21 protein-coding genes and 3 pseudogenes are annotated in these 26,592 nt (G+C 70.1%); 21 read left to right on the top strand and 3 right to left on the bottom strand.

The genetic code is table 11. From position 1 onward, the window contains the following. The first annotated feature begins 496 nt into the window (after positions 1–496). From ACWD3C_RS07025 to ACWD3C_RS06995, 7 genes are all read left to right on the top strand, one after another. Positions 497–856, top strand: a complete 360-nt coding sequence (locus tag ACWD3C_RS07025; protein ID WP_451140908.1) for a GtrA family protein — start codon at positions 497–499, stop codon at positions 854–856. Continuing rightward, a complete protein-coding gene (locus tag ACWD3C_RS07020; RefSeq protein WP_451140906.1) occupies positions 853–2,142 on the top strand; it encodes a glycosyltransferase in 1,290 nt (429 codons plus the stop codon). The genes ACWD3C_RS07025 and ACWD3C_RS07020 overlap by 4 nt, the downstream gene beginning before the upstream one ends. Continuing rightward, positions 2,132–3,808: an ArnT family glycosyltransferase gene (locus tag ACWD3C_RS07015; RefSeq protein ID WP_451140904.1), complete on the top strand. Its 1,677-nt coding sequence runs from the start codon at positions 2,132–2,134 to the stop codon at positions 3,806–3,808. Before ACWD3C_RS07020 ends, ACWD3C_RS07015 begins: the two co-directional genes overlap by 11 nt. 207 nt (positions 3,809–4,015) lie before the next feature. Further along, complete coding sequence (locus ACWD3C_RS07010) at positions 4,016–5,326, top strand: hypothetical protein (RefSeq protein ID WP_451140902.1); 1,311 nt, start codon at positions 4,016–4,018, stop codon at positions 5,324–5,326. A gap of 67 nt (positions 5,327–5,393) precedes the next feature. After that, on the top strand, positions 5,394–5,831 hold the full coding sequence (locus ACWD3C_RS07005; RefSeq protein WP_451140900.1) for a hypothetical protein: 438 nt from the start codon (positions 5,394–5,396) through the stop codon (positions 5,829–5,831). After that, positions 5,828–7,747: a PAS domain S-box protein gene (locus ACWD3C_RS07000; RefSeq protein ID WP_451140898.1), complete on the top strand. Its 1,920-nt coding sequence runs from the start codon at positions 5,828–5,830 to the stop codon at positions 7,745–7,747. Before ACWD3C_RS07005 ends, ACWD3C_RS07000 begins: the two co-directional genes overlap by 4 nt. After that, complete coding sequence (locus ACWD3C_RS06995) at positions 7,744–8,445, top strand: response regulator (RefSeq protein WP_451140896.1); 702 nt, start codon at positions 7,744–7,746, stop codon at positions 8,443–8,445. Before ACWD3C_RS07000 ends, ACWD3C_RS06995 begins: the two co-directional genes overlap by 4 nt. Positions 8,446–8,686: 241 nt before the next feature. On the opposite strand, the gene merA is transcribed toward ACWD3C_RS06995, so the two are convergent. Then, positions 8,687–10,123 (bottom strand): mercury(II) reductase, encoded by a 1,437-nt coding sequence (gene merA / locus ACWD3C_RS06990; RefSeq protein ID WP_451140894.1) that lies wholly within the window; start codon positions 10,121–10,123, stop codon positions 8,687–8,689. Positions 10,124–10,254: 131 nt separating this feature from the next. Here merA and ACWD3C_RS06985 point away from each other — a divergent pair, with 131 nt between their 5' ends. The 3 genes from ACWD3C_RS06985 to ACWD3C_RS06975 all read left to right on the top strand — a co-directional run bounded on the left by ACWD3C_RS06985 (position 10,255) and on the right by ACWD3C_RS06975 (position 13,823). Further along, a complete protein-coding gene (locus ACWD3C_RS06985) occupies positions 10,255–10,626 on the top strand; it encodes an ArsR/SmtB family transcription factor (RefSeq protein ID WP_451140892.1) in 372 nt (123 codons plus the stop codon). A gap of 109 nt (positions 10,627–10,735) precedes the next feature. After that, complete coding sequence (locus ACWD3C_RS06980; RefSeq protein WP_451140890.1) at positions 10,736–13,240, top strand: heavy metal translocating P-type ATPase; 2,505 nt, start codon at positions 10,736–10,738, stop codon at positions 13,238–13,240. A 166-nt stretch (positions 13,241–13,406) separates the two neighbouring features. Next, entirely contained in the window at positions 13,407–13,823 is a 417-nt protein-coding gene (locus ACWD3C_RS06975) for a heavy metal-responsive transcriptional regulator (RefSeq protein WP_451140888.1), read from the top strand. A gap of 24 nt (positions 13,824–13,847) precedes the next feature. Here the strand turns inward: ACWD3C_RS06975 and ACWD3C_RS06970 are convergent. Continuing rightward, positions 13,848–14,024: pseudogene (locus ACWD3C_RS06970) on the bottom strand (imidazole glycerol phosphate synthase subunit HisF); the annotation flags it as partial. 76 nt (positions 14,025–14,100) lie between these two features. On the opposite strand from ACWD3C_RS06970, the gene ACWD3C_RS06965 reads away from it, so the two are divergent. From ACWD3C_RS06965 to ACWD3C_RS06915, 11 genes and pseudogenes are all read left to right on the top strand, one after another. Next, a complete protein-coding gene (locus tag ACWD3C_RS06965) occupies positions 14,101–15,234 on the top strand; it encodes a sensor histidine kinase (RefSeq protein WP_451140886.1) in 1,134 nt (377 codons plus the stop codon). A gap of 119 nt (positions 15,235–15,353) precedes the next feature. After that, complete coding sequence (locus tag ACWD3C_RS06960) at positions 15,354–16,238, top strand: ABC transporter ATP-binding protein (RefSeq protein WP_451140884.1); 885 nt, start codon at positions 15,354–15,356, stop codon at positions 16,236–16,238. After that, entirely contained in the window at positions 16,231–16,983 is a 753-nt protein-coding gene (locus ACWD3C_RS06955; protein WP_451140882.1) for an ABC transporter permease, read from the top strand. The genes ACWD3C_RS06960 and ACWD3C_RS06955 overlap by 8 nt, the downstream gene beginning before the upstream one ends. Before the next feature lie 114 nt (positions 16,984–17,097). Next, positions 17,098–17,226: an aborycin family tricyclic lasso peptide gene (locus tag ACWD3C_RS06950; protein WP_451140880.1), complete on the top strand. Its 129-nt coding sequence runs from the start codon at positions 17,098–17,100 to the stop codon at positions 17,224–17,226. A gap of 57 nt (positions 17,227–17,283) precedes the next feature. Further along, positions 17,284–17,468 (top strand): annotated as a pseudogene (locus ACWD3C_RS06945) (hypothetical protein); the annotation flags it as partial. A gap of 293 nt (positions 17,469–17,761) precedes the next feature. Further along, a complete protein-coding gene (locus ACWD3C_RS06940) occupies positions 17,762–17,893 on the top strand; it encodes a hypothetical protein (RefSeq protein ID WP_451141106.1) in 132 nt (43 codons plus the stop codon). Continuing rightward, complete coding sequence (locus ACWD3C_RS06935; RefSeq protein ID WP_451140878.1) at positions 17,890–18,939, top strand: ABC transporter permease; 1,050 nt, start codon at positions 17,890–17,892, stop codon at positions 18,937–18,939. The genes ACWD3C_RS06940 and ACWD3C_RS06935 overlap by 4 nt, the downstream gene beginning before the upstream one ends. Before the next feature lie 141 nt (positions 18,940–19,080). Next, positions 19,081–19,755, top strand: coding sequence for a response regulator (locus ACWD3C_RS06930; RefSeq protein WP_451140876.1), 675 nt, complete (start codon positions 19,081–19,083; stop codon positions 19,753–19,755). A 19-nt stretch (positions 19,756–19,774) separates the two neighbouring features. Continuing rightward, positions 19,775–19,996: pseudogene (locus ACWD3C_RS06925) on the top strand (ISAzo13 family transposase); the annotation flags it as partial. Between the two features lie 251 nt (positions 19,997–20,247). Beyond that, on the top strand, positions 20,248–21,924 hold the full coding sequence (locus tag ACWD3C_RS06920; protein WP_451140874.1) for an SWIM zinc finger family protein: 1,677 nt from the start codon (positions 20,248–20,250) through the stop codon (positions 21,922–21,924). A 780-nt stretch (positions 21,925–22,704) separates the two neighbouring features. After that, complete coding sequence (locus ACWD3C_RS06915) at positions 22,705–25,077, top strand: NB-ARC domain-containing protein (RefSeq protein WP_451140872.1); 2,373 nt, start codon at positions 22,705–22,707, stop codon at positions 25,075–25,077. A gap of 60 nt (positions 25,078–25,137) precedes the next feature. Here ACWD3C_RS06915 and ACWD3C_RS06910 read toward each other — a convergent pair whose 3' ends face one another. Next, entirely contained in the window at positions 25,138–26,466 is a 1,329-nt protein-coding gene (locus tag ACWD3C_RS06910; RefSeq protein WP_451140870.1) for a hypothetical protein, read from the bottom strand. Positions 26,467–26,592 lie beyond the last annotated feature (126 nt).

The raw sequence follows: 26,592 nt of genomic DNA, 5'->3' as shown, positions 1-26,592 counted from the left end.
TGGGACATGAGACCGCCAAAGAGGGGCGGTCCGAACGTTCCGGCCGCACGCTTCGAACTGGAGCGCCGGGCCGGGACACCCCTGGTCGCACCATGGTCTGCGGCCGATATGAGGCATTGCACCCGCGAATGGGGGAGAGAGCTCTCCCCTCTTCGGGGGAGAGAGCGGGAACCGGTCGATCCCACGCCCGGGACCAGCGTTCGCCTCCCCCAAATGGGGGAACGGCAGGGGTCCCCCGAAGGCGGGACCTTCACTCACCCGTTCACGTGATGTTCGCGACTGCTCATGAGCGCACGCTGACGTATGTGCGCCCCGTCGGGCGGGGCCGACGGGTGTTCTCTCGCTTGGAGGAGCCGCGATGCACCACTTCCGGACTGAGACCGTGCACACGGGCGAGCCGCGGACACAGAGACAAGTCTCCCGGGATTCCGCGTTGTCCGCGGCCCCGGTCGGCGGGACCGGAGGACTTGCCGCGAGCCGGATACTGAGATTCGCCGTGGTCGGCGGAGTGGGCACGGTGGTGAACACAGGAGCCCTGTACGTCCTTCACCGGCTGCTGAGCGTGCCGCTCGTCCCTGCCTCGGTCGTCGCCGTCGAACTCGCCGTGGTCCACAACTACCTGATCAACGACCGGTGGACCTTCAGGACGCGTGTCCTTTCGATGAGGCGATTCGTCCGGTTCAACGTGTCCATGCTCGCCGGCCTCGCGGTCAACGTGCTTGTCCTGTGGGCTCTGGTGTACGGCGGAAGCCACCTCGTGGCGGCGAACCTGTTCGCCATCGGTGCCGCCTTCGCGGTCAACTACGCCTCCAGCACGCTCTGGGTGTGGGGCCGGAACCGGGGGAGGAACCGATGACTCTCCTGTACGCCGGACTGGCCCTGGTCTCCGTTCTGCTCACCGTGCAGTCGGCCCACGTGCTCTACCTGATGCTCTACACCTGGGACGAGCCGGAGGCCGAGCAGCGGGCGAAGGCGCCGGAGGAGTTCCTGCCGCCGCGGCTGTCCTTCAGCGTCATGCTGCCTGCCCGGCACGAGGAGGACGTCATCCAGACCACCATCGACCGGGTGGTGCGCGCCGACTATCCGGCGGACCTGCTGGAGGTCTTCGTGATCTGCTCGGCGGACGACACCGGCACGATCGACAAGGCCGAGGAGAAGATCGCCGAACTCGGCCGGGAGGGGCTGCACAACGTCGAGGTCGTCGTCTTCGACGACAAGCCCGTCAACAAGCCGCACGGGCTCAACGCGGCCCTGCCGCACACGAGTCACGACGTGGTGACCATCTTCGACGCCGAGGACGACATCCACCCCGCGATCTTCAACCTGGTCAACACGGTGATGGTCCAGGACGGGGTCAACGTGGTCCAGTCCGGTGTGCAGCTGATGAACTATCAGTCCACCTGGTACTCCGCGCTGAACGTCCTGGAGTACTTCTTCTGGTTCAAAAGCCGCCTGCACTACCACGCGCGCTGCGGCTCCATCCCGCTCGGCGGCAACACGGTGTTCTTCAAGCGCGAGTTGCTGGTGCGCCTCGGCGGCTGGGACGAGCACAACCTCACCGAGGACGCGGACCTGGGCCTGAGGGTGTCCGCGGCGGGGGAGCGGGTGCGGGTGGTGTACGACGACCGCTATGTGACCAAGGAGGAGACGCCGCCGACGCTGGGGCACTTCATCCGGCAGCGCACCCGGTGGAGCCAGGGGTTCATGCAGACCCTGAGCAAGGGCACCTGGAAGCGGATGCCCACCCGCAAGCAGCGGTGGCTGGCCTTCTACGTGCTGGCCTTTCCGCACGGGCAGGCGCTGCTGGGCATCTATCTGCTGGTCTCCCTCGGCATGATCGTCCTGTTGAAGGTGCCGGTGCTGGTCGCGCTCGTCTCCTACCTGCCCGTGCTGATGCTCGCGGCACACTTCGTGACCCAGGCGGTCGGCCTGTACGAGTTCACCGACGCCCACGGCCTCCGGGCCACCCCGAAGGCCGTCCTGCGCATGGCCCTCGCCTGGTACCCGTACCAACTGGTCCTCGCCTACGCCGCGGTACGCGCCATGCGGCGCCAGCTGACCGGCCGTAACGACTGGGAGAAGACGCAGCACGTCGGCGCCCACCGGGCCGAGACACCGGGAGCGGACTCCCATGCCGCGTGAGACGAGGCCCCAACTGGTCGTGGTCCACGACGGGGACCGCGCGCCGACCGGTCCGGTCCCGGCGCCCGGCGAACGGCCCCCGCAGCCAGTCATCACGGTGGGCACGTTCCCCCCGCTCGGGCGGCGCGGGAGGGTCGCGCTGGGTGCCGCCGTGTTCACCGGACTCCTCACGCACGGCTGGCACCTGTTCCAGTACCCGCTGTACCTCACCGACGAGGGCATCTACATGCAGCGGGCGTGGTCGCTGCTGCGGCAGACCAGGCTGTCGCCGTACACCTACGACTACGACCACGCGCCCGGCGGCTGGATCCAGATCGCCGGCTTCGCCTTCCCGCTGCCGGGTCAGTTCGAGACCTTCGGCAACGCGATCAACACCGGCCGTTTCCTGATGCTGCTGGTGCACCTCGCCGGCGTCATGCTGCTCTTCGAGATCGTCCGGCGGCTGACCGGCAGCGTCCTGGCCGCGTCCGTGGCCGCGTTCTTCTACAACGTCTCGCCGCTCGCCGTCTACTACCAGCGGCAGGTCCTGCTGGACAACCTCATGATGTTCTGGGTGCTGCTGAGCCTGTACCTGCTGCTGGGCCGCGACCTGAGAATCCGGCACGCGCTGGGCGCCGGGACCGCGTTGGGGATCGCGCTGATCACCAAGGAGAACGCGCTCTTCTTCGCGCCCGCGCTGGTGTATCTGCTGCACCACCGGGTGAAGGGCTCCACCCAGCGCCGGTTCGCCACGTCGCTCTGGCCGTTCGCGTTGACGATCCCCGTCGGTGCCTACGTCCTCTACGCGGTGCTGAAGAACGAGCTCCTGCCCAGTGGCCTGGACTTCGACCTGGACAACCCGCCGGCCGACCACGTCTCACTGCTCTACACCCTGTGGTGGCAGGTCAACCGCAACCAGGGCTCCCTGCTCAGCGAAGGCAGCTTCCTGTACGCCAGCTGGATCCCGAAGGACGGGCTGTTCCTGCTTCTCGGCGTGCTCGCCATGTCGGTCAGCCTGTACCTGGGCTTCAGGGACCGGCGGCGCAACATCGCCCTCCTCGTCGTCGGCGCGCTCTCCGTCGCCTACACCTTCTATCTCGTGCGTGGCAGCGTGCTGCTGGACTTCTACGTCGCGCCGGTGGTCCCGCTGTTCGCGATGAACATCGGCGTGGTGGCCGATCGGCTGCTCGGGCGGCTGCGTCCCCTGCTGCGGATCGCGGTGGCCGCGGTGGCCGGGGCTCTCCTCTTGCTCGCACCGGCCACCGACTACCTCCTGACGGTCAACACAGAGGGACGCGTGGCCGTCGCGGACCAGTACCACCCGAAGCTGAATCTGACCCACATGCAGGAGCAACAGGTCACCTGGATACGGGAGAACGTCCCTTCGGACGCGCGGATCATCATGGACGACGACCTGTGGAGCGAACTCCACGATGTCCCGCCTTTCTACCCGTTCGCGCATTCCCATTGGATCGCGTCCGCCGACCCCGACGTGCGCGACAAACTCTTCGGCAAGAAATGGCAGAACATTGACTACATCATCATATCCAATCAGATGCGGCGAGCCATGGAGCTGAACAACGGTGACGGCCGCGAGGACTGGATCCTGACGGCGCTGAAGAACGCGAAGAAGGTGTGGGAGATCAAACAGGGCGACATCAACCTGCAGATCTACCGGGTCGGATAGTCCCGGGCCGAGGAGGTGAACACCATGGCTGCGAACTCGGAGCACTCGGAGAACTCAGAGAACCCGGAAGAAAGGGAAAAGCGAATTCCGGAGCCTGTGCAGAATGCGGGCGGTGCGGTTCCCGGGGGAACGGACGACGCACCTTCCGGGGGCGGGGCGTCGCCCCCTCAGGGACCGAAGAAGCGGTTCACCTGGAAAAATTTCCTGATGGTCGCGATAGCGCTCGTGGTCGTCGGGTCGCTCGTCCAGGTGATCGCCAGGAGTGGCGGATTCGGCGGCGCGCTCAGCACCACTGGCGACAACCCCGGGAAAAAGAGCGCGACCCGGGAGATCGAGAAGCCCAAGAAGCCGAAGACGGTCGATCTGGGGAAGCGGAAGATCCCCCGGGAGTCCGGCCCGATCATCGTGGTCAACCCCGGTCTGGTCACACCCGGAGGCAAGGCCACAATCGAGGGCGCGGGATTCGACGCCAAGTCCACCGTGGACCTGCTGCTGAAGACCTCGGCGAAGCAGAGCGAGGGCAAGGGCATCGCCACGGCGAAGACCGACAAGTCCGGGACGATCAACACGCAGATCACCGTGCCCCAGAACGTCAGCAAGGGCGCCATCCTGGTCGCACAGCAGCGCAACGCCGACAACGTGGCCGAGGCCGAGCTCATCGCGGGCGGCGTGGTCGGTTCCGTGAAGATCAACAAAGCGGTGGGCAAGCCGGGGGACTCGGTGTCGCTGAACATCCGCGGCTTCGGGGCGGGGGAGCGGATCGATGTCTTCTGGGGCCGGGTCGGCGGCACCCCGGACGCCACCCTGACCGCCGACGGATCCGGAGGCATCGGCCGGGCGGACGTCAAGGTCGGCGTCGCCCCGACCGGCACCAGCACACTGATCCTGGTCGGTAAGAAGAGCAAGACCACGGCCACCGCGTCCTTCCAGATCCTGGGCCTGTACCCCTCGCTCAAGTCGTCGCCGTACGCCCTGAAGGCAGGCCAGCAGATCAGCGTGTCCGCCGGCGGATTCGCCCCCGAGGAACGCGTCCTCTTCTACATCAACAGCGCCAGTGGCGTCCCGGCCTTCGCCTCGAACGCCGACGCCAATGGGAACGTCGGATCCGTGGCCTTCGAGGTGCCGTTCGGCCTGGAGGGCGAGCAGAACATCACCGCGATCGGCGACCGGACCCGGGCCGTGGTGCGCGCCGGCTTCCAGGTGACGCCCTACACGCCGAGCGCCGAGCCGAGCACGTACTCGGGCAGGGCCGGTACGTCCGTGAGCTTCTACGTCGAAGGCTTCGCCGCGAACGAGACCGTGACCCTCTACGCCGGCGGCGAGGACGGCGGCGAGAAGAAGATCACGACGTTCCAGGTCGACGCCAAGGGCGTGGCGGAGGCCGTCGGCTCCTACCAGATCACCACGGCGGACGAGGGCGGTGTGGCCTTCAAGCTCGTCGGCAGCAAGAGCGGCGGCGAGGCCAAGGCAGGAGTCAACGCGGCCGAGCAGGATGGAGAGCAGGGCCAGGGGCAGTAGGCCGGGTGGGCCGGGCCGAATGAGCGGTTCTCGCGCCGCAGAGCGACAGACACGGGAGGAGCGCACCATGAGTGTCGTCTTCGGGCCCAACAGCCGACGGGTCCTGCAGTTTCTCACCCACATCGAGGACCTGTCGCCGCAGGAGATCGATCGGGTGGCCGGTCTGTGGCGGCAGACCTCCAGCCAGACCCGCGCCGAGGCGTGGGCGGAGGTCCGGCGCACCACCACCGATGAGGAGCGCTACCGCATCCTCGTGGCGGCGTCGGTGGCCCGCCGAGCGGCCCTGGACCAGGCGCAGAGCCACCACCGGCACGACTGGGCCTTCTGGGCGGCGGTCTGGGACGCGGTGATGGCGATCGCCGTCTGCGACCGGATCGGCGGCCACTACGACGTCCTGATCGCCCCGGTCGCCGCCGTCATGCCGTCCCTGGCCGTGTGCCGGCGCGACCAGCTCGGCACCCGCCACCTGCCGGACGCCGTGCTCGGAGGGAGCGGTCGGCCATGAACGGCGACCGGATCCCCGTCGCCGTGGCCGACAACGACGCCGAGGTCCGGGAAGCACTCGCGGACCTGGTCGACTCGCACCCGTCCTACGACCTCGTGGGCGTGGCCGTCGACCACGAGCAGACCGTCTCGGTGGTGAGCCAGACGCAGCCGCGGGTCCTGATCATGGATGTGCAGATGCCCAGGGGCGACGCCCCCGGCACCATCCGCACCCTCCGCGAACGCGCCCCGGGCACCAGGGTTCTGGCCCTGTCGGCCCACGGCGACCGGGCGACGGTGATGGATGTGCTCGTCGCCGGGGCCGGCGGCTACCTGGTCAAGGGCACACCGGCACTGGAGATCCTGGAGGCGGTCAGCCGAGCGGCCCGTGGCCAGTTCAGCATGTCGGCCGAGCTTGCCGAGGCCTGCCTGGAGCCGCTGGGACGACCTTCGAGGCCATCGGTACCCGGTACGGGAACCCCGGCCGAACGGATCGACGAGAAGGCATTTCTGGACCTGCTCGAACAGGCCCCGTGCGGCGTACTCGTCACAGGGCCCCACGACCGAGTCGAACTCGCCAACGCACAGGCCCGGCGCATGTTCGGCTACAGCACCGCCGAACTGCGCGGCAGACGGCTGCGGGACCTGCTGCCCGAACACCCCGGCGCCCAGGCGGCGGCCGGGCAGCTGATCGCACCGGCGTCGGCGACACCGGGGCTGCGCAGGGACGGTTCCGAGTTCCCCGCCCGGATCGGCGGCGGCCGGCTGCGGGCCGGGCGTCCCCGTTACGTGGTGTACGTGACGGACCTCAGCGAGGCGTCCGCGACCGGTGACGGGCTGCGCCAGCTCGTCGAGTCGTCCCCGGACGCGATGATGGTCGTGGACTCCGGGGGCCGCGTCCGGCAGGCCAGCCCCCGCGCCGAGACCCTGTTCGGATACAGCCGTGAGCAATTGCTCGGCATGCTCGTGGAGACGCTGCTGCCCGACCAGCCGCTGATCGTGTCGTTGCGGGACTGGACCGACCCGCGCCAGGAACCGGCGGGGCACAGCGTGGAACTGGTCGGCCGGCGCCAGGACGCCAAGCAGTTCCCGGCCGACGTCAGCGTCAGCCCGCTGCGCACACCGGAGGGCGTGTTCGCCGTCCTGACCGTCCGGGACATCACCGAGGTGCAGCGCGCGCAGTTCGTCCTGGAACGCAGCCTGGAATTCCTGGAGGGAACCGACCGGGACCGGCAGGCTCTGCTCAGCCATCTCATCCACGCCCAGGAGGAGGAACGCAAGCGTATCGCCGCCGACATCCATGACGACACCATCCAGGTCGTCACCGCCGCGGGCCTGCGCCTCCAACAGCTGCGGAGGCGGCTCACGGACCCCCGGGACATACAGGTGATGGACAAGCTGGACGAGACCCTGAAGCTGTCGCTCAGCCGCCTGCGGCATCTGATTTTCGACCTGCGGCCGTCCAGCCTGGAGCAGGGCAGCCTGGCCGCCGCCCTGGAGACCTTCCTGGAGCGGATGCGCGCCGACACCGGCACGCGCTACACGTTCGAGGACAGAGTGGTCTCCACGCTGCCCGTGGAGACCATGGTGCTCGTCTACCGGACCGCCCAGGAAGCCCTGATGAACGTGCGCAAGCATGCCCGCGCGAAGCTGGTCCGCGTGCAACTGCTGGGCGTGGACGACGGCTGCCTGATGCGGATCGTCGACGACGGCGTGGGCTACGACCCCCTCGAAGTGGAGTCCCGGCCGGGCCACCTCGGCCTCACCCTCATCCACGAGCGCGCCCAGATGGCGGGAGGCTGGAGCCGCGTCGAGAGCGAGCCGGGGGCCGGTACCACCGTCGAGTTCTGGGTGCCGCTCACGAACGCCCCGCCGTCGGCCACGGGACCGGAGCCGGAGGAGAACGGTGCCTCCCCGCCGAAGGACACCGAGCCGTGAACAGCCCGCCCGACCTCGTCAACGTGCTGCTCGTCGAGGACCACCGGGCCGTCGCGGAGGGGCTGTGGGCGCTGCTCGACGAGTACGACGACCTGACCGTGGTCGGCTGGGCCGACCGGGTCGCCGAAGCCGCCCCGATGACGGAGCAGCTCGCCCCGCGGGTGGCGCTGATCGACTACCGGCTGCCCGACGGCACCGGCGCCGAGGCGGCGGCCCGCATCCGCGCCCACGACCCCACCGTCGCGGTCGTCTTCCTCAGCGCCGACACCAGCGACGCCGCCCTGCTGGCCGCGGTCGAGGCGGGCGCGAGCGGATATCTGCTGAAGTCGGCGGGCGGCGACGAGATCGCCCGGGCCATCCGCGCGGCGGCGGCGGGCGAGACCCTCATCCCCGCCCGCACCCTCATGGAGGTCCTCGCCCGCCACCGCGAGACCACCCGCGTCTCCGCCTGGCAGACGGAACGCCTGAACAGCCTTACCGCCCGTGAGCAGGAGATCCTCGCCCTCATGAGCCAGGGCCTGGACAACCGGGCCATCGCCGACCGCCTCACCATCAGCTACGCCACCGTACGCACCCACGTACGCGGAATCCTGGAGAAACTGGACGCACGATCGCAGCTGGAGGCGGTCGCCAAGGCCGCCGACTGGGGGTTCCGCCCAGCGCAGCCCGGTCTGGCACCGGAGTCCGACGGACCCTGACGGCCCGTGGGCGTCGGGGAACGGGGCGTCCATGGGGGGAGTCCGGCGTCGTGCGACGGGGAGGGAAGGAACAGGAAGCGGGCGGCGGCCGCGGCCGCCCGCCGCCGGCACCGCCGGCCTGCCGATTGACGGTCACGCCGGTGCGGCGGGACAACTCGCCGACGGTCATCGTGCGCCCGCGCTACGCGGACCGGCTGGTGTCCATGAGTGCCTCCGTATCGTCTCGTCGCCGGCGGCCGGCTCAGCCCGCGCAGCAGGAGAGCCTGGCGACATCGGCGGTGAAGGTCTGGGCGGCGAGCTTGAGGGCCTCGGCCATGGTCAGGTACGGGGCCCAGGTGCGGGCGAGCTGGTCGACGGTCATCCCTGCCGTGATCGCGTAGACCGCGGCGGTGATGACGTCTCCGGCGCCGTCGGCGATCACGTGGACGCCGAGCACGCGGCCGGTGTCGGCGTTCGTGACCAGCTTGACCAGGCCTCGGGTGTCCCGGTCGGCCAGCGCCCGCGATACGTACCGAAGGGGCAGGGTGCGGCACCGGCAGGGGATGCCCCGCTCGGCGGCCTGCGCGTCGGTCAGGCCGACCGCGGCGATGGCGGGGCTGGTGAAGGTGACGCGGGGGAGGGCGGTGTAGTCCAGGGTGCGGCCGGCCGCGGTGAGGGCGTTGTCGGCGGCCAGGGTGCCCTGGGCGGCGGCCACGTACACGAACTGCGGGCCTCCGGTGACGTCACCCGCGGCCCAGACCCGCTCGTTCGTGGTGCGCTGGTGGCCGTCGACGACGACTTCTCCGCGCCCGGCGGTCCGCACGCCCACCGTGCCGAGGTTCAGCCCCGCGGTGGCCGGGCGGCGGCCGGTGGCGATCAGCAGCCGCTCGGCACGCAGTTCGATCTCCTCGCCGCCGTGGTGGGCGGTGAGGGTGTAGCCGTACTCGTCATGTCGGACGGCGGCGAGGGCCGTGCCGGTGTGCACGGCGATGCCTTCTTGGGCGAAGACCTCCTCGATCACGGCGGAGACTTCGGGTTCCTCGAACGGGGCTGGCCGCTCCAGCGCCTCGACGACACTTACGCGGGTGCCGAGGCGGGCGAAGAGCTGGGCCTGTTCCAGGCCGACCGCGTTGCCGCCGGCCACCACCATCGACTCCGGCAGCGTGTCGAGCTGCATCGCCGTGGTGGAGGTCAGGTAGCCGGCCTCGGCCAGGCCCGGCACGGGCGGCGCCCACGGGGCGGAGCCGGTGGCGATCAGGTAGTGCGCGGCCTCGATCCGTCGGGTGCCGCCGACGTCCAGGGCGACGTCCAGCGCCGCTGCGTCGGTGCTCCCGGCGAACGCGGCGGTGCCGTGCACGATCTCCCAGCCGTGGTCGGCGGCGAGACCGGTGTACTTCTCCGCCCGCAGCCGCTCGACCAGGGCGTCCTTGCCGCCGATCAGGCCCGGGAACCCAACCGGGAGCTCGGCCGGGGCCAGGCCGGGGAAACGTCCGGCGGCGGCAGCGGTGTGACGGGACTCGGCGGCGGCCAGCAGGGCCTTGGACGGCACACAGCCGACGTTGACGCAGGTGCCGCCGGTGGTGCCGCGCTCGATCATCACCACCCGCTTGCCCCGGCCCGTGGCGGCGATGGCGGCGGCGAAGCCGGCCGAGCCGGAGCCGATGACTGCCAGGTCGTAGCCCGAGGGTGTCGTGGTCACGGCGCTGCCTCCTCGTGCGGGGCCCGGGATTCCAGGCCGCTGCGAGCCGCTACTATCCGCCTAGCCGAATAGTTAATCGTCACCGTACTATATGGACACGCGAATAGCTCCAGTTGTGGAAGGCCATCCGCATGCCCCAACACCTCAACACCGCCACCCCGGCCACCGACGAGGTCCCCTGTACCCACCTGGACACGGTCGCGAAGTTCTTCCGCGCCCTGTCCGACCCGACCCGGCTGAAGCTGCTGGAGTTCATCCTGCGCGGCGAGCGCACCTCCGCCGACTGCGTCGAACACGCCGGAATCTCCCAGCCCCGCGTCTCCGTCCACCTGTCCTGCCTCGTGGACTGCGGCTACGTGACGGCCCGCCGGGACGGCAAGAAGCTGCGCTACTCCGTCGGCGACCCCCGCGTCGCGGACCTGGTCGTACTCGCCCGGTCCCTGGCCGCGGACAACGCCACCGCCCTGACCTGCTGCACCCGCATCCCCGACAACCAGGGCTGACGAGCAAGCCGACCGGCCAGGACTCCTCCGCCTGCCGCTTGACCTTCCACCCGGATGGAAGGTGCACGGTGAGGGTGTACCGGAGCGCAAGCCCTCGGAGGTCCTTTCGATGAGCACCACATCACCGCGGGACACCGGCCAGGCACCCGCGACGTGGGACTGGCTGACCGCCGCCCCGCCCACCGACGAGCAGGGGTTGGCGCGTCTGCGGGTGAAGCTGGGCCGGATGCACTGCTCCTTCTGCGTAGGCACCGTCACCAAGGCCCTGGCCCGCCTGGACGGGGTGGAGAACGTGTCGGTGTCCCTGGCGCACGAGGAAGGCCTGATCACCTACGCCCCCGACAGGATCACCGCCCCACAGATCGTGGACACGCTGCGGGAGATCGGCTATTCGGTGCGCGATCCGCGCAAGGCGGCCGGATACGACGCCGGGGAGGCCGAACTCGCCGACGAGCGCGCCCGGTTCCTGGTGGGGCTGGGTACGACGGCGGTCACGCTGGCGCTGATGGCGGCGAAGTGGGCCGGTGCCCCGCTCACCGTCACACTCGCCGGGCACACCCGGCCGATGGGGCCGTGGATCATCCTGGGGCTGGCACTGGCGACGACGCTGGTGGTGGCCCGTCCGATCCTGGTGATGGCCTGGCAGTCGCTGCGGCGCGGCATCCTCAACCAGCATGTGCTGCTGGAGGCCGGTGCTTTCGGCGGACTCGTCGGGGGTCTGATCGGGCTGTTCGTCGCGCCCGCCACGTTTCCGCCCGGGGACTTCCTGTCCGTGGCGGTGTTCATCACCACCTATCACCTGCTGTCGGGCTATGCCTCGTCGCTGGTGCGCACCCGCTCCACCAGGGCGGTGCGGGCCCTGCTGGAGTTGCAGCCGGACACCGCCCGCGTCGTCCGTGACGGGACGGAGACGGAGGTGCCCGTCGAACAGGTGCGCGTCGGCGAGACCGTCCGGGTGCGGCCGGGTGAACGGGTGCCGCTGGACGGCCGCGTCGTCTCCGGCCGCGCCGTGGTGGACGAGTCGATGGTCACCGGTGAGCCCGTACCGGCCGAGAAGCGTGCCGGGGACGAGGTGACCGGCGGCTCGGTCAACTCCACCGGCCGGCTGACCTTCGAGGTCACCCGCACCGGCGAGGACACCTTCCTGGCCCAGGTGGCCCGGCACATCGAGGAGGCCCGTGCGCTCAAGCCGGGCATCATCCAGCTGGTCGACCGGATCCTCGCCGTCTACGTACCCGCCGTCCTCGCGTTCGCCACCCTCGCGGTGCTGGTGTGGACCGTGGGCGCCTGGGCCGCGACCGGGCACCTCGACGTCACACGGGCCGTCTTCGCCGCGCTCGCGGTGCTGGTCCTGGGCTACCCGTGTGCGCTGGGCATGGCCACACCGCTGGCGATGATGCGCGGCGGTGGCATGGCCGCCGAGCGGGGCATCCTGATGCGCTCCGGCGAGGCGTTCCAGGTCTTCGGCGAGATCACCCGGGCCGTGCTGGACAAGACCGGCACCCTCACCCGCGGAAGGCCCACCGTCGCCGCCCTGGTGCCCGTCGACGCCGTCGGCCGGGACGAGCTGCTGACCGTCGCGGCGGCGGCCGAGTCGGCCTCGGAGCACCCGCTGGCCCGCGCCGTCGTCGACGCGGCACTGGAACGCGGCCTCGGCCTCCCCGAGGCCGAGCACTTCGCGTCGGTCACCGGGCAGGGCGTCGTCGCACGCGTCGACGGTGCGAGCGTACGGGTGGGCAGGCCCGACTGGACCGGCGTCGACCTCGTCGACCTCGACGGGCTCGACGGGCTCGACGGGCTCGCGGGTGAGCGGGAGCGGATGGAGTCCGCCGCGCAGACGGTGATCGCCGTGGTCCGCGACGAGCGGCTGCTCGGACTGGTCGCCGTTGCGGACGAGCTCAAGCCGGACGCCGCCGAGACCGTCGCCAGGCTGCGTACGGCGGGCATCGAGCCGGTGACGCTCACCGGCGACAACCCCCGTACCGCCGCTGCCGTGGCCGCGTCCGTCGGCGTCCGCGACTGGCGGGCCGGGCTGCTGCCGGACCAGAAGGCGGACGCCGTACGCGAACTCCAGGCCGACGGACACCGGGTGCTCATGGTCGGCGACGGCATCAACGACGCCCCGGCCCTCACCCAGGCCGACATCGGCATCGCCATCGGCGCCGGCACCGACATCGCCATCGAGTCCAGCGACATCGTGCTCGTCGGCGACCGGCTCACCGCCGTCGCCGACGCCCGCGACATCGGCGTGGGGTCGTTCCGCAAGACCAAGCAGAACCTCGCTGTCGCCTTCGCCTTCAACGGCATCGGCGTACCGCTCGCGGTCACCGGCCTGGTCGGCCCGGTCTGGGCCATGGTCGCGATGATCGCCTCGGTCTCCGCCGTGCTCGCCAACTCCTTCGGCACCCGGTTGCGTCCCGCGGCCCTGTGGGCGTTCACCCGATGGCTCGGCCGCCAGGCCCACGCCCTCACCACTCTGCTGCGCCCTTCCGTGCTACGGCACCTGGCCCGGCGTACGGCCACCGCGGACCACCTGGGCATCGTGGCCGCGGCCGTGGCGACCGGGATCGCCTTCACGCTGACCGGCGGTCAACCGATCCTGCCCGGTCGGTGATGGGGAGAGAGCATGACGAAGGCCCTCACGTCGAAGGACGTCGAAGGACGTCGAAGGACGTCGAAGGACGTCGAAGGACGTCGAAGGACGTCGAAGGACGTCGAAGAACATCGGCGTCCTGAGGGAGAAGAACGTTGGCGTCCCAAGGGAAAGGAGGACCGCAGCCATGCGCATCGGTGAACTCGCCGCCCAACTCGGGCTCAACCCCAAGACCATCCGTTTCTACGAAGCGGGCGGCCTGCTGCCCGAACCCGAGCGCACCCCCTCCGGATACCGGACCTACACCCGCGCCGACGCCGAACGGATCACCTTCATCAAAACCGCACAACGCCTCGGGATGAGCCTGGACGAGATCCGAGAAGTCCTCGCCTTCCGCGACCGCGGGCAACCCCCCTGCCCGTACGTCCGCCAGACCCTGCGCGCCCAGGTCGCCGGCATCGACCACCGCATCGCCGAACTGGTCCGCCTGCGCGACCAACTCCTCGCCCTGGACGCGAAAACCAAAAACCTCGCCGAGGACACCGGCTGCTACTGCGGCATCATCGAACACGCCCAGCCCGGCACACCCCGACAGACCACGTGACCACCACGCCGAGACCGGGACCCGGCCGTCCGGTGCACCCGTCCGGTCCACACACGGCTGCGTGATCGGGCGGCGGAGTATCGCGGCGGCCCGGTGGGCCCATTCCACGGCGTCGATGCCAGTACCGCGACGGCCACCGTGGGTGGTGACCTCGAAGCTCCCGGACGGAGTCCTGCGCGCGTCCACCGAATGGACCTGCACCGGACCCAGGCCGCCGCAGAAGGCCGTCACACGAACACATTGGACGCACCGCGAACCGAACGAATACGTTCCAGGCATGGGTGATGTCCCTCGTCGGCGCTTGGTCATGCTCGATGTACTGGCTGCACTCGGGTTCGCGCTGCTCCCGCAGGTGTCGCTGCTGAGGCCGGCCGTCAGCGGCGAGGTGAGCGGCAGCACCGTATGGCTGCTGTCGCTGAGCACCGCGCTGCCGCTGGTCGTCCGGCGGCTGTGGCCCGTGCCGGTCTTCGGGTTCGTTCTGACCGCCGCCTGCGTGGCGTTGGCCGTCGGTGTCGGACCGACCCCGTTCCTCGCCACCGCGTACGCCCTGTACATGGTGGCCACGACGAGGAGGGGGCAGCCAGGGCTGTCCGCGGTTCTCATCGCTGGGCTGTGCGCGGTGGGGGCAGCCCTGCTCACGGTGACGGGAGGGCAGAGCTACCAGGGCGGGACCAAGGTCGTGCAGGTCCTGTTCGGGCTGCTGGTCCTCGGCGCCACCTGGGCGGCGGGGGCGGCCGTCAGGGAACGGCGGGAGAGCGTGCTGCGCGCCCTCGAACATGCGGCCGAGCAGGCGAAGGCCGAGGAACGCCTCCGTATCGCCCGTGACATCCACGACGTCGTCACGCACAGCGTGGGCCTGATCGCGATCAAGGCCGGTGTCGCCAACCACGTGGTCGCCACCCACCCCGAGGAGGCGCGGGAAGCCCTGACGGTGATCGAGGATGTCAGCCGCAGGGCGCTGCGCGACATGCGGGCCACCCTCAAGGCGCTGCGCCGGGAGCAGGGGGGCGGCGCTCAGGACCTCCGGCCGGTTCTCGGGCTGTCGGACCTGCCCGCTCTGGTCCGGACGGCCGAGGCGGCCGGTGTACGCGTCGACCTGCGGTCCCGGTGCGCGGAGGAACCTCCGGACGGTGTCGCGCTGTCCGCGTTCCGGGTCGTCCAGGAGGCGCTGACCAACGTCATCAAGCACGCCGCGCCGACCCGCTGTCGGGTTCACCTCACCGCTGAGCAGGGCACGTTGACGATCGACGTGGCCGACGAGGGCGCCGGGCCCGGGCAACGGCCGACCGTGCCCGGCGGCGGAATGGGCCTCGTCGGAATGAAGGAGCGGATCACCGCACACGGCGGCACCCTCAGCGCCGGACGGCAGCCGGGCGGCGGTTTCCAGGTCCTGGCGACGCTGCCGTACTGAGCCGGACTCATTCGCAAGTATGGCGTCGGCCCGCGAAGCCCGTCCGGCAATCCCGACCCGGGACCGATGCGGCCGACGGGACGCCCGACGAGACTCACCATGTGATTGACGTCCAGAACTTGACCAAGCGGTATGGGCAGAACACCGTCGTGGGCGGCCTCACCTTCACGGTGCGGCCAGGGGCCGTCACCGGATTCCTGGGCCCCAACGGAGCCGGGAAGTCCACGACGATGCGGATGATGCTCGGCCTCACCCGCCCGGACACCGGATCCGCAAGCATCGACGGCCGCGGCTATCACGAACTCAGGTACCCCGCCCGACATGTGGGTGCCCTGCTGGAGACGTCGGCCCCGCATCGCAGCCTGACCGCCGCCGACCACTTGCTGTGGCTCGCGCAGAGCAACCGGATCGCCCGGCAAAGGGTCGGAGCGGTCCTTGAGATGGTCGGTCTGACGGGGGCGGCCCGGCGTCGGATCGGCACGTTCTCCCTCGGCATGGGCCGGCGGCTCGGCCTGGCCGCGGCCCTGCTCGGCGACCCGCCCGTGCTGGTGCTCGACGAGCCGGTCAACGGCCTCGACACAGAGGGAATCCGGTGGCTGCGCGAACTGCTGCGCTCGATGGCCGCCGAAGGCCGGACCGTCCTCGTCTCCAGTCACCTGATGACCGAGATGTCCATGGTCGCGGACCACCTGATCGTCATCAGCCGCGGGCAGCTCATCGCGGAGACCAGCATGTCGGACCTCATCCAACGCCATGGACGGACGTACGTACGCGTGCGGACACCGGAACCGCTGCGGCTCAACAGGGAACTGGAACAGAAGGGCGCCTCGCTGAGGCTCGCACCGGACGGCAGCCTGGAAGTCGACGGCATGTCGACGGCCGAGATCAGCCGGCTGGCCGCGGCGGGCGGGTTCCCGCTCGAAGAGCTGAGCACCCACACGGGATCCCTTGAGGACACCTTCCTCAAGATCATCGGCAACGGAGGAAGCAGCACCCATGTCTGAGACGGTCGCGGCCATCCGGGCTGAGTTCACCAAGCTGCGAGGGGTCCGCGGCACGTTCATCGCACTGCTGCTGTTCGTCCCCCTCAGCGTCCTTGTCGCCGCCTTGGGCGGCTGGTCCGCGAAGGGCGCGATCGAATCCGACAACCCCGGGCTCCGCTCCGACTTCACCCCTGAGCAGGCCGGCCTGGACGGCATCCTCTACGGGCAACTCTCCCTGATCGTGTTCGGCGTGCTCATCGTCTCCAGCGAGTACGTGTCGGGCATGATGCGGGTCTCCCTGCTCGCCGTGCCTCGGCGCGGTCGGCTCTACGCGGCGAAGATGGCCGTCACCGCTGCCGCCGCCGTGGCCATCGCGATCCCCGTCACCGTCGTCGGCTACCTGATCACCCAGCTCGCCCTCGGACTCCACGGCGCCTCGATCGACGCGAGCGGTGTCCCTCGCGCCCTGGCCGGCGCGGTGGTCTACCTGACACTGATGAGCCTGTTCGCGGCGGGTATCGCCGCGATGGCCCGCAGCGCCATCGTCCCGCTGGCCATTCTGCTCCCGATGGTGCTCGCCGGGTCGCAGATCCTGTCCGTCGTCGGAGCGACGAAGGAGGCGGTGCGGTACTTCCCCGACCGGGCCGGCACGCAGATGCTCACTGTCGACTCGCACGACGCGTTCACGGGATTCGCGGTGCTGCTCGTGTGGACCGTGGCGGCGCTGGCCTTCGGCTACCTCCGGCACAGCCGCTGGGACGCATGACGGGACTCGCCTGACGCATGTGCCCCATGCCCGTGGGACAGGCCGCCCCGCAGTTTCCCAGACAGGTCACGGGCCGAACAGGTCGGCCCGAACGATCTGACACTGGGAGGAACCATGTCCGCGATCTACGAGGCCCCCGCCCTCCAGGAAGTCGGCGACTTCGACGAGCTCACCAAGTGCCTCGGCATCGGAAGCTGCCAGGACTTCGCCGGCTGCGGCTACGCCGTCGTCTGCTTCTTCTGACCAAACCGGCCCCTGTGCGCCTCGGGCGCACCGGCACCGCCCGGGGAACGAGGCGACATGGGATTCGTAGTTCTTCCGGACTGCCCGGCCGGTGCCCAGCTGGCTGCGGACCTGCGGGCGACACACCGGATCGACCACGCGTCGGGGCGCCCCTGGATTGTGGGTGACTGGCCCCAGGACGAGGTCACCGTGGTCGCAGCGGCACGCGGCGGATGGTGCTGCTGGGCCACACCCGGCTGGACGAGACGGCCACGACGGCCACGACGGCCACGACGGCCACGACGGCCACGACGGCCACGACGGTCACGACGGTCACGACGGTCACGACGGTCACGACGGTCACGACGGTCACGACGGTCACGACGGTCACGACGGTCACGACGGTCACGACGGCCACGACGGTCACGACGGCCGCGCTCGGCCGGATGCGCTCGCTCCACGACGTGGACACGGTCGCGTCCCGGCTGCCGGGGCTCTTTCCCTCCGGCTCCCGAACGGCGCCACCCTGGTGCCGCGGCTCTGCACCGACCTGGGCTTGGCCGTGCACTCGGTGACCATCACCTCGCCGACGCTCGACGACGTCTTCCTGCACCACACCGGGTCCGCCATCAGGGAGAGCGGGACGAGAGCCCGCACACTCGGCAACCTCGGGGAGGGACTGCGATGAGCCGGGTCGACACCGTGCCGGCCGCGCCCGGCGGCAAGGCGGCCACGGCCGACCAGCCGCCCGCCGACCAGCCGCCCGCCGACCAGCCGCCCGCCGACCGGCCGGGGAACGCCCTCAGGCCGTACGCGCTGCTCTGGCGGCGGGAGATGACACGGCTGCGGCGCAACCCGACACGCCTCGCCATGGGGCTGGTGACGCCACTGTTGTTCCTCGTCGTCCTCGGCACCGGCCTCGACGCGGCGTCCTCCGGCCTCGGCAAGGCGCAGTTGAACGACTACCGGTCCTACCTGTTCCCCGGCGTGCTGGTCATGTCCGTGCGGACCCCGGCGATCGCGGTGGGGATCTCGCTCGTGTGGGACCGCCGGCTCGGCGTGCTCCGCCAGATGCTCGTCGCGCCGTTCCCGCGGTCCAGCATCGTGCTGTGCCTCGCGCTGGGCGGTGGCGGAGCCACCACGGGCGCGGTCTACGGCCTCATGCTCCTGTCGGTCGGAGGCATCGCGAGCATCCAGTACACGCCGATGCTGCTGGTCGTGCTGCTGGAGATACTGCTCGTCCCGCTGATGTTCACCGCGCTCGGGCTGCTCGCCGCGGTCACGATCCGGCAGGTCGACACCTTCCAGATCGTGGTGAACCTGAGCATGATGCCGCTGATGTTCTTCTCCGGCGCGATGTTTCCACCGAACGGGCTGCCGGGCTGGCTCGACACCGTGGTCAAGCTGAATCCGCTCACGTACGGCATCGACGCGCGAACAGCTCACACCGGGACAGTACTTCGCCGAACTCAGCGCCCACGGCCGTCGGCTGTTCGCCCCGCACCGCCCGTACTGGCAGCCCCTCGTGCCGGTGCTCACGTTCGACGACGGCGCGCTCATCGGCGCCCGCCTCCACCCGATCGAACTGGGTTTCGGCCAGTCCGTTCACCGCCGGGGCCGCCCGCGTGTGGCGGGCCCTGTCGACGCCAAGGACATCCTCACCGACTTCGCCCGGCTCGCGGAGCTACGGCGACACCGTCACGGTCGGGGACACGGGGACGGGTGAGTTGGTGATCGGCGGGTCGTGACATCTGCGGGACGCCTCGCCTTGTCTGCTTTGTCTCGACAGCTCCTGGAAGCAAAGCAGTTGAGAAAACGGAACTGCTAAAGTCGCGGACTCGATTGCCCCGATGAGCAGCGTGCGAGGAATGCGGAATGGCTGAGGCGGTCCGGGTGCTGATCGCGGACGATCAGGCGCTGTTGCGCGGGAGCTTCCGTGTCCTCATCGATTCGACACCCGGAATGGAGGCGATAGGCGAGGCGGGGGACGGCGCCCGGGCAGTGGAACTCGCCCGGGAACTCAAACCGGACGTCGTCCTGATGGATCTGCGCATGCCCGTCATGGACGGCATCGCGGCCACGCGGGAGATCTGCTCCGACGAGACGATGACCGGTGTACGGGTACTGGCCCTCACGATGTTCGACATGGACGAGTACGTCTACCCGGCCCTTCAGGCGGGTGCGAGCGGATTCATGCTGAAGGACGCCTCGCCCTCCGACCTGGTCGCAGGCATTCGCGTCATCGCTACCGGCGAGGGTGTACTGGCACCCACCGTCACGCGCCGCCTCATTGCGAACTTCTCCCGCAGTGACGAAACGGCTCGATCGGCCCCGCGGCTCGTCGGGCTCACCAAGCGCGAACAGGAGGTGCTCGTGCTGATCGCGAACGGATTGTCGAACGCCGAGATCTCCCAGCAACTGGTGATCAGCCTGCCAACCGTGAAGACCCATGTGAGCAGCCTCCTCTCCAAGCTGCATGCCCGCGACCGCGCCCAACTGGTCATCATCGCCTATGAAAGCGGCCTCGCCGAGCGCGGGATGCCGACCTGAGTGCGCGAAGAGAATCTGCCGGACGACGGTTCGCGAAGGCGTGTTCGAGCTGGAGGCCGGTGAAGCGCCGCTGGGGCGGGTACGCCGTCCCGGCGGTGGGCGGAAGAAGGCCGCGGGCGTTGACCCGGGGCTGCGGCCCACACCGCCGGCACTGGTGGAGCCGGACGTGCGCGGGGATCCGATGTCGCTGCTGCGGTGGACGACGAACTCGCCCCGGAGTCTCGCGGCCGAGCTGACCCGCATCCGGCAGGCCGGGCGCCTGACGGAGCCGGTGGGCTGCGAGAGCCAGAGCCTCGGGTGAGTCACGGTCCTCGGGGGCAGCCGAGGACCGTGAACTCCACGAGCCCCGGAGAGGCGCGCATGACCGGCCGACCACCCCTGGCACTGGTCGAGTCGAAGGTCGAACCCACCGAAGTCATCATCGGCTCGCACCCTCGACCCCTAGGCTGGCGGAGCATCAACTGCACCATCGCAGCAGGGCGGAAGAGAATCATGCGTGGTCTCACCGAGGCGAACCTCAAGACGCTGGCCGGTGGCCGTTCCTTCGAGCGCGGCCTCGGGTATCTCGACGCGGTGTCCGGGGTCGAGGTCGGTGACGGCTGGGTCACCGCGAGCGTGCACGGCACGGAGCGGTACGAGGTGGAGCTGGCCCTGGACGGGCCCGGCGGGCTGTCCGGCGAGTGTGACTGCCCGTACGGCCTGGAGGGCAACTTCTGCAAGCACCTGGTCGCCCTCGGCCTGACCGTGCTGGCCCAGCGGGAGAGCCTGCCGCGGCAGCGGAAGGCGGCCCGGGAGCGCGCGCAGGACTTCGACGGGTGGCTGTCCGGCCTGTCCAAGGACGAGTTGCTCGCCCTGCTGCGGGAACAGATCGACGAGGACCGGCAGTTGCGGCGGCGTCTGGAGCTGCGGGCCGCGAGCGCGCGCGGGGACCTTGCCGCGGTCCGGTCCCGTGTCCGTGATCTGCTCGACATCGGTCCCTTCGCGCAGTACGGGTACGTCGAGTACGCCGATGCCCGCGCCTACGCCGACCAGGCCGGGCAGGCGGTGTCTGCGATCGGCGCGCTGACCGGCTCGGGCCGGGCCGCCGACGCGATCGTCCTGGCGCGGGAGGCGATGCGGCTGCTGGCCGAGGCGGTGGAGAGCGTCGACGATTCCGACGGCCGGCTCGGGCAGGTCGGTGCCGACCTCGCCGACGCCCACCTCGACGCGTGCCGCGCGGCACGTCCCGGCCCTGAGGAACTGGCGCGCTGGCTGGTCGGTCATGCGCTCGGCGACATCGACGAGGGTCTTACCGACATCGATCCGCTCGACTACGAGGACGTCCTCGGTGAAGAGGGGATGGGCGTCCTGCGGAGGCTGGCGGTCGAGGCCTGGCGGCGCAACCGCCGCGGCTGGGCGGAGAAGTACCTGATGGAGCGTCTGGCCAAGGCGGGCGGCGATGTCGACGCGGTGATCGCCGTACACGCCGCCGATCTCTCACCGAACGGCCACACGCATCTGGTCATCGCCCGCGAGCTGGAGGCCGCCGGGCGTCCCGACGAGGCACTGGGCTGGGCGGAGCGCGGTATCCGGGACGCCCGAGACCTCTCGGCCGTCGACACCGCCCTCGTCGACCATCTCTGCGACCGCTATGCGCAGGCGGGCCGGCTCACCGACGCCGTGGCCGTGCGCCGCGACCATTTCGGTGCCCGCCGCTCCCTGCTCGCGTACCAGCAGCTGCGGGCCGCCGCACGGGCCGCGGACTGCTGGCCGGCCGAGCGTGAGGGAGCCCTTGCCCTGCTGCGTGCCGACGCGAGGCGGCGGCAACAGGGCTGGTACGGCGGCCCTGTCCTGGTGGACGCCCTGCTCGACGACGAGGACGTCGACGCCGCCTGGCAGGCGGCCACGGAAACCGGCGCCGACGACCGGCAGTGGCTCACCCTCGCCGACCAGGCCCGTGCCGACCGTCCCGCCGACGCGCTCAGCGTCTACCTCCGCCTGGCCGAGCCGCTCACCCAGCAGACCGGCAACACGGTCTACGCCCAACTTGTCGGCCTGCTGCTGAGCATCCGCGACTGCCACCGCCGGCTGGGCACACCGGAGGAGTTCACCGCGTACGTCACCGCCCTGCGCGCCGCCCAGAAACGCAAGCGGAACCTGATGCGCCTCATGGACGAAAACGGTCTGTGAACCGGACGGCGCCACGGCGGCCCACCAGGCCCACCGGGCCCGCCCGGCCCACCTGCGCCATCCGGCACACCTGGCCCACACTGCCCTCGCGCCCCTGCCGCCGGATGGTGCCCTTTCACATGGCCGGAGCCCCGGCCAGTAGGCCGAATCGTCAGCTCCGCGGCGCCCGGGGCACCGGGACGAGGGCGGACGCCCGCCAGTGCGATCACGATCTCGCCGAGCAGTTCCGCAGTCTTGGCGGACTGCGCGGCGGAAGGCCTGGTGAGGAGACCGTGGGCGGTCGGCAGGTGCGTCGCGGCCTCCGTCAGCCGCCCGTCGTGGTACAGCATCCCGGCACGGGTATGCAGGAGCCCGGCCCTCGTCTCGACCGGCGTGAGGTTCGGCCAGTACGGTGTGCACGCAGAACAGCAGATTCAGCGCGAGCTCGGCCAGGCGGTGTGGGGTGTCGCGGGTCCGCCGATACGCACGGACGGCAGCGGCAGCTCGGAGTTGGTCCATTGGGGCTGCTCGCTGCAGAACGGCACGCACCGGTCACTCGGTGGACGTGCTGCTCAAGATCTACGCGAAGTGCATCGACGGCAAGATATCCGAGCCGGTGGCAAGCCCGCTCCCACCGAGCCGGACCGCGCCTGCCACCGTGATGTCCCTGGCACCAGACCTGTTGGGGTACCGCACAGCCTTCCCGTTGAGTGAGGAGAGCTGCACGCCGTGTTGCTTCAACCGCCTGCGCATGCCCACGCGTGATCCCTACGGTAAAGGGACGATGGATCGGGATCGTTCGTGGGGAGTGCAGTGGAGCCGGAGATCGCCGCGCTTGCGGTTGTCGCAGCCAGCAGTCTGGTCGGGGCCGTCGTCCAGGACTCCTGGACGTGGGCGAAGGGCAGGGTGTTGGCTCTGTTCGGCAGGGGAACCCGCGAGGAGGATTCGGACGTCGAGGACCAGTTGGCGCAGGCCCGCCACCGGGTGAGGGACGCCCAGGTGGCCGGCGACGAGGACGCGGTCGTTGCGATCACGGATGAGTGGGCCGGTCGCCTGCAGGACCTGCTCGCCGAACGCCCCGGCGCCGTCCCGGTGGTGCGTGAGATCGTCGGTGAGGCCCTGACGAGAGGAAACCCCGCGGCTGCGTCCTCGGCTCTTCTCCACTACGTCAACAACGCGGCTCTCTTCCGGGCCATGGACGGCTACTGGCACACGTGCCGGGAGGCCTGCGCTGTCACAGCCGTCTTTCTCAGCGGCGTACCGGGAGTGGGCAAGCGCAGCACGGCACGTCAGTGGATCCACTCCCACCGGGACGTCCTGACCGGAGAAGTTCTCCAGGCCGACCTCGGGTTGTGCGGTGGCCGGATCGCCGACCCTGCGGCGATCCTGGAACGGTGGCTCGATGAACTCGATGTGCCGAGAGCGGACCGGTCGGCCGAAGTCCCGGCCATGGCGCAACTGGTGCGTCGGCATCTGCGTGACCGGCCAGTGGTCTTCCTGCTGGAGAACGTCACGACGACCCGCCAGGTCCGGGACCTGCTGACAGGCCAGCCGTACGGCGTTGTCCTGATGACGGGACAGGAAGCACCGCATGGCCTCCACAACGTCCTGGATTTTCTACCGCTCCAGGTTCCGCTCCTGCACGACGAACACGCCTTGCAACTTCTCGTCAAGGTGAGCCGTACCACTGAGGATCCAGCCAAACTCGAACCGATCGTTCGGCACGTGGGAGGCCTGCCATTGGCACTGCGCCTCATCGCCGGACAGCTGAAAACGCCGGTTCCGGGCGTTCTGGAGGACATCACCGCCCGGCTCGCCGACCGCAGGACGCGACAGGAGCTGCTGGACGTGGGCGACACGAATCCACTGCCCGAAGCCCTCGAATTCGCCTACCAGCGCATGGCCCTGCGGACGGCGCAGCTCTACCGCCGCCTGGGCCTGTTGATGAGGGAGGACTTCCAGCTGGACACCGTGTACGCGCTCGCCCCGGAATGGGACCTGTCGGAGGTTCGCACGGCGCTGAACGCCCTCGTCTCGGGCGGCCTGGTCGAGCACCGGGGCCTCGACACGTATCGTCTGCCCGCCCTCATCCACGACCACGCCTCGATCGTCGCGGAGCGCGACGAGAGTGAGAGTGCACGCGACGCGGTGCGGCAACGGATCGCGCACCACTTCCTGCGGATCGCCGAGCGGGGCGAGGAGACCCTGTCCCCGCGATGGCGTCACGACCCCATGAATGCCTATACGGCGGATACGGTTCCCACGGCGGAGGAGCAGGCGGACACCCTGCGTGAGCTGACCCGGCGTCAGTCAGGCATCTTCGCCGCTGTGCGGCTGGCGGCCGAGTCCGGACTTCACATGGAGGCCTGGCGGTTGAGCCAGGCCACATGGACGTTCTGCCTCAGGACGGGAAGGCACACCGAGTGGATCGAGTCACGCCGAATCGGCCTCGCCTCCGCACTGGAGACCGGTGACACGATGGCGGTGGCCCGCATGTCCTACGAGCTGGGATTCGCGCATCTCGACCGCTGGAACGTCGAGGAGAACGATCCGAGCCTGTCCCGGGAGCACTTTGAGCAGGCGCTGAGCCTGGTGAAGCCGGGCCGGCCCGACCGGAGCGAAGGAGAGCGGCGCACGGAGTCCAGCATCCTGGAGGGCCTGGCGCTGCTCGAACGGAAGCTGAAGCGGCCCGAGCGCGCGATCGGCCTGCTTGCCCGGGCCCGAGCCGCACTGGAGGGGATCGACCATCCGCGTGGTCATGCCCTCCTCACCTTTCACATGGGCCGTACGTATACGGCGCTGAAGCGCCACGACGACGCCGAACGCGAACTTCTGCGCGCCACTCAGGAGTTCGAGGAACTCCCGGCCGGGCCGGACCGCTTCAATATCGCCAAGACCCAGCTGCATCTCGCGGAGGACCGCCATGCGCGTGGTCGACTGCGTGAAGCTGTCGAAGCGCTGGACTCCGCGGTGGAGGGCATGAAGAAAGCAGCCTCCGCGTACTACGCCGCGGAGGCCCTCCTGCTGCGGGGCGACGTCCGTCTGGGGCTGGGCGAGCGCAGCCGCGCCGTTGACGACTGGACGTCGGCCATCGCGCTCTACAGGGAAGCGGGCAGCAGCCGGGAGGACGACGCCCGACAGCGCCTGGAAAGGGAGGACGGAGAGCAGACATAGGGAGAGCAGACATAGGAAGACGAACGGGCGGAGGCCGGCCTGCCCCTGCCCGAAGCAGGCTCAGACAACGACCAGATCCAGCAGCCCCGGGGTTGGCAGGTCGCCCGCGCGAACGACAATCCGCTCGGGCGCCGTCCTGCGGGAGCGGGCCGTCTTGACGGTGCCGTCCCGAGTCGCCCACACGTAGATTGCTGACGCCGCCAGAGCGAAGGTCGCCCAGCCAGGACGCTCCCGCCAGCTCGCCCGCACACGACTCCCGTCGGGGAACAGGGCCAGGCATCCGTCCCCCTCGGTCTCCGCGGCGACCAGCCCGCAGCCGGAGAACTCCGCGGCGTAGGCGCACCACGGGTCGTTCTCCGGGTCGGCCGTGCGCCCCCGCGGAACCAGGAGCACGTCGGCGGCACGAGGCCATCGGCGGTCCGGGTCGTCGCGGTCGGCGGCCAGGTGTGCCGAGGCGATGTGCCGGCCGGGCCCGTGCTGTCGCGCGGCGGGGAAGCGGCGGACGGTGACTTCGCCGTCGGCCGCTACCTGGTGGTCGTCCGTGATGGAAACGGTGACGAACATGGGCGCCTCATGGGGAACATGGCGGGCGCCGGGACCGGATGGCTGCACCGGTACGGGTATCGTGGACACGGCCGCGGGATGGTCGGGCTCGTCCAGTCGCAGCCAGGAGTAGAACAGTCGGCGCAGCAGCTCGTTGGCGCGTCCCGGTTCCGATGTGACGGTCTGCCCGACCGCTCGTAGCTCCGGATCGCTTTGCTGCCCGACCACGGCGGCGAGTTGTTGCTGCAAGGGACGGGTGGCGGACAGGCGGGGCAATAGTCGGCCCAGCCTTTCCATGGGGGATCCCGGCGCCACTTTCGATTCCTCAAAGGTGCCGAGAATGCAGGGAATTCCTAGTGAAATTCCGTACATGGTCAATGATCCGTGGTCTCCCAAGAGGAAATCGGTCGCGCAGAGAGCGGCTTTCCATGTGGCGGTCTCCGGAGCAGGCAGGAGCAGACCGGAATCCAGGAACGGGGCGAGCCAGCTGTGCAGCTGCCACAAGCCGTGGCCGTGCCAGGCATTCGGATGGACGGCCGCGAGCACACGGAATTCGTCGACAGGAAGTTCGGCCAGTGCGCGGCGGAGAACTTCGGCGTGCGGTGAGCCCAGGACCGAACCGCCACCCCATGTCGAGGAGACAACCACGAGCCGCTGACCCGGCAGCAGCCCCAGGGCTTGGCGGTAGTTCTCGCGGAAGGGCAGGCCGGCACGCAGCTGGTCGATACATGGATCGCCTGCCACAACGGCGGCGGGCAGCGCCTGGGGACAGCTCAGCGCAAGCCGGTCGAGCTGCTCCTTGTGGGAGAGGACGATCGCTGACGGGACGACAACCCCGTCGCGCATGAGCCACTCCTCCGTAAGCCCAAAGGCTCCCGGCTCCCGGCTCCCGGCTCCCGGCTCCCGGCTCCCGGCTCCCGGCTCCCGGCTCCCGGCTCCCGGCTCCCGGCTCCCGGCTCCCGGCTCCCGGCT

This window comes from Streptomyces sp. NPDC002845 (assembly GCF_053591955.1).
The sequence above is the reverse complement of the archived record's forward strand: the minus strand, read 5'-3'. Positions and strand labels throughout refer to the sequence as shown.

What these genes read in the sequence shown, in the direction of transcription:
- ACWD3C_RS07020 (WP_451140906.1), top strand. Translation starts at nt 853, where the DNA reads ATGACTCTCCTGTACGCCGGACTGGCCCTGGTCTCCGTTCTGCTCACC.
- ACWD3C_RS07015 (WP_451140904.1), top strand. Translation starts at nt 2,132, where the DNA reads ATGCCGCGTGAGACGAGGCCCCAACTGGTCGTGGTCCACGACGGGGAC.
- ACWD3C_RS07010 (WP_451140902.1), top strand. Translation starts at nt 4,016, where the DNA reads ATGGTCGCGATAGCGCTCGTGGTCGTCGGGTCGCTCGTCCAGGTGATC.
- ACWD3C_RS07005 (WP_451140900.1), top strand. Translation starts at nt 5,394, where the DNA reads ATGAGTGTCGTCTTCGGGCCCAACAGCCGACGGGTCCTGCAGTTTCTC.
- ACWD3C_RS07000 (WP_451140898.1), top strand. Translation starts at nt 5,828, where the DNA reads ATGAACGGCGACCGGATCCCCGTCGCCGTGGCCGACAACGACGCCGAG.
- ACWD3C_RS06985 (WP_451140892.1), top strand. Translation starts at nt 10,255, where the DNA reads ATGCCCCAACACCTCAACACCGCCACCCCGGCCACCGACGAGGTCCCC.
- ACWD3C_RS06980 (WP_451140890.1), top strand. Translation starts at nt 10,736, where the DNA reads ATGAGCACCACATCACCGCGGGACACCGGCCAGGCACCCGCGACGTGG.
- ACWD3C_RS06975 (WP_451140888.1), top strand. Translation starts at nt 13,407, where the DNA reads ATGCGCATCGGTGAACTCGCCGCCCAACTCGGGCTCAACCCCAAGACC.
- ACWD3C_RS06965 (WP_451140886.1), top strand. Translation starts at nt 14,101, where the DNA reads ATGGGTGATGTCCCTCGTCGGCGCTTGGTCATGCTCGATGTACTGGCT.
- ACWD3C_RS06955 (WP_451140882.1), top strand. Translation starts at nt 16,231, where the DNA reads ATGTCTGAGACGGTCGCGGCCATCCGGGCTGAGTTCACCAAGCTGCGA.
- ACWD3C_RS06950 (WP_451140880.1), top strand. Translation starts at nt 17,098, where the DNA reads ATGTCCGCGATCTACGAGGCCCCCGCCCTCCAGGAAGTCGGCGACTTC.
- ACWD3C_RS06935 (WP_451140878.1), top strand. Translation starts at nt 17,890, where the DNA reads ATGAGCCGGGTCGACACCGTGCCGGCCGCGCCCGGCGGCAAGGCGGCC.
- ACWD3C_RS06930 (WP_451140876.1), top strand. Translation starts at nt 19,081, where the DNA reads ATGGCTGAGGCGGTCCGGGTGCTGATCGCGGACGATCAGGCGCTGTTG.
- ACWD3C_RS06920 (WP_451140874.1), top strand. Translation starts at nt 20,248, where the DNA reads ATGCGTGGTCTCACCGAGGCGAACCTCAAGACGCTGGCCGGTGGCCGT.
- ACWD3C_RS06910 (WP_451140870.1), bottom strand. Translation starts at nt 26,466, where the DNA reads ATGCGCGACGGGGTTGTCGTCCCGTCAGCGATCGTCCTCTCCCACAAG.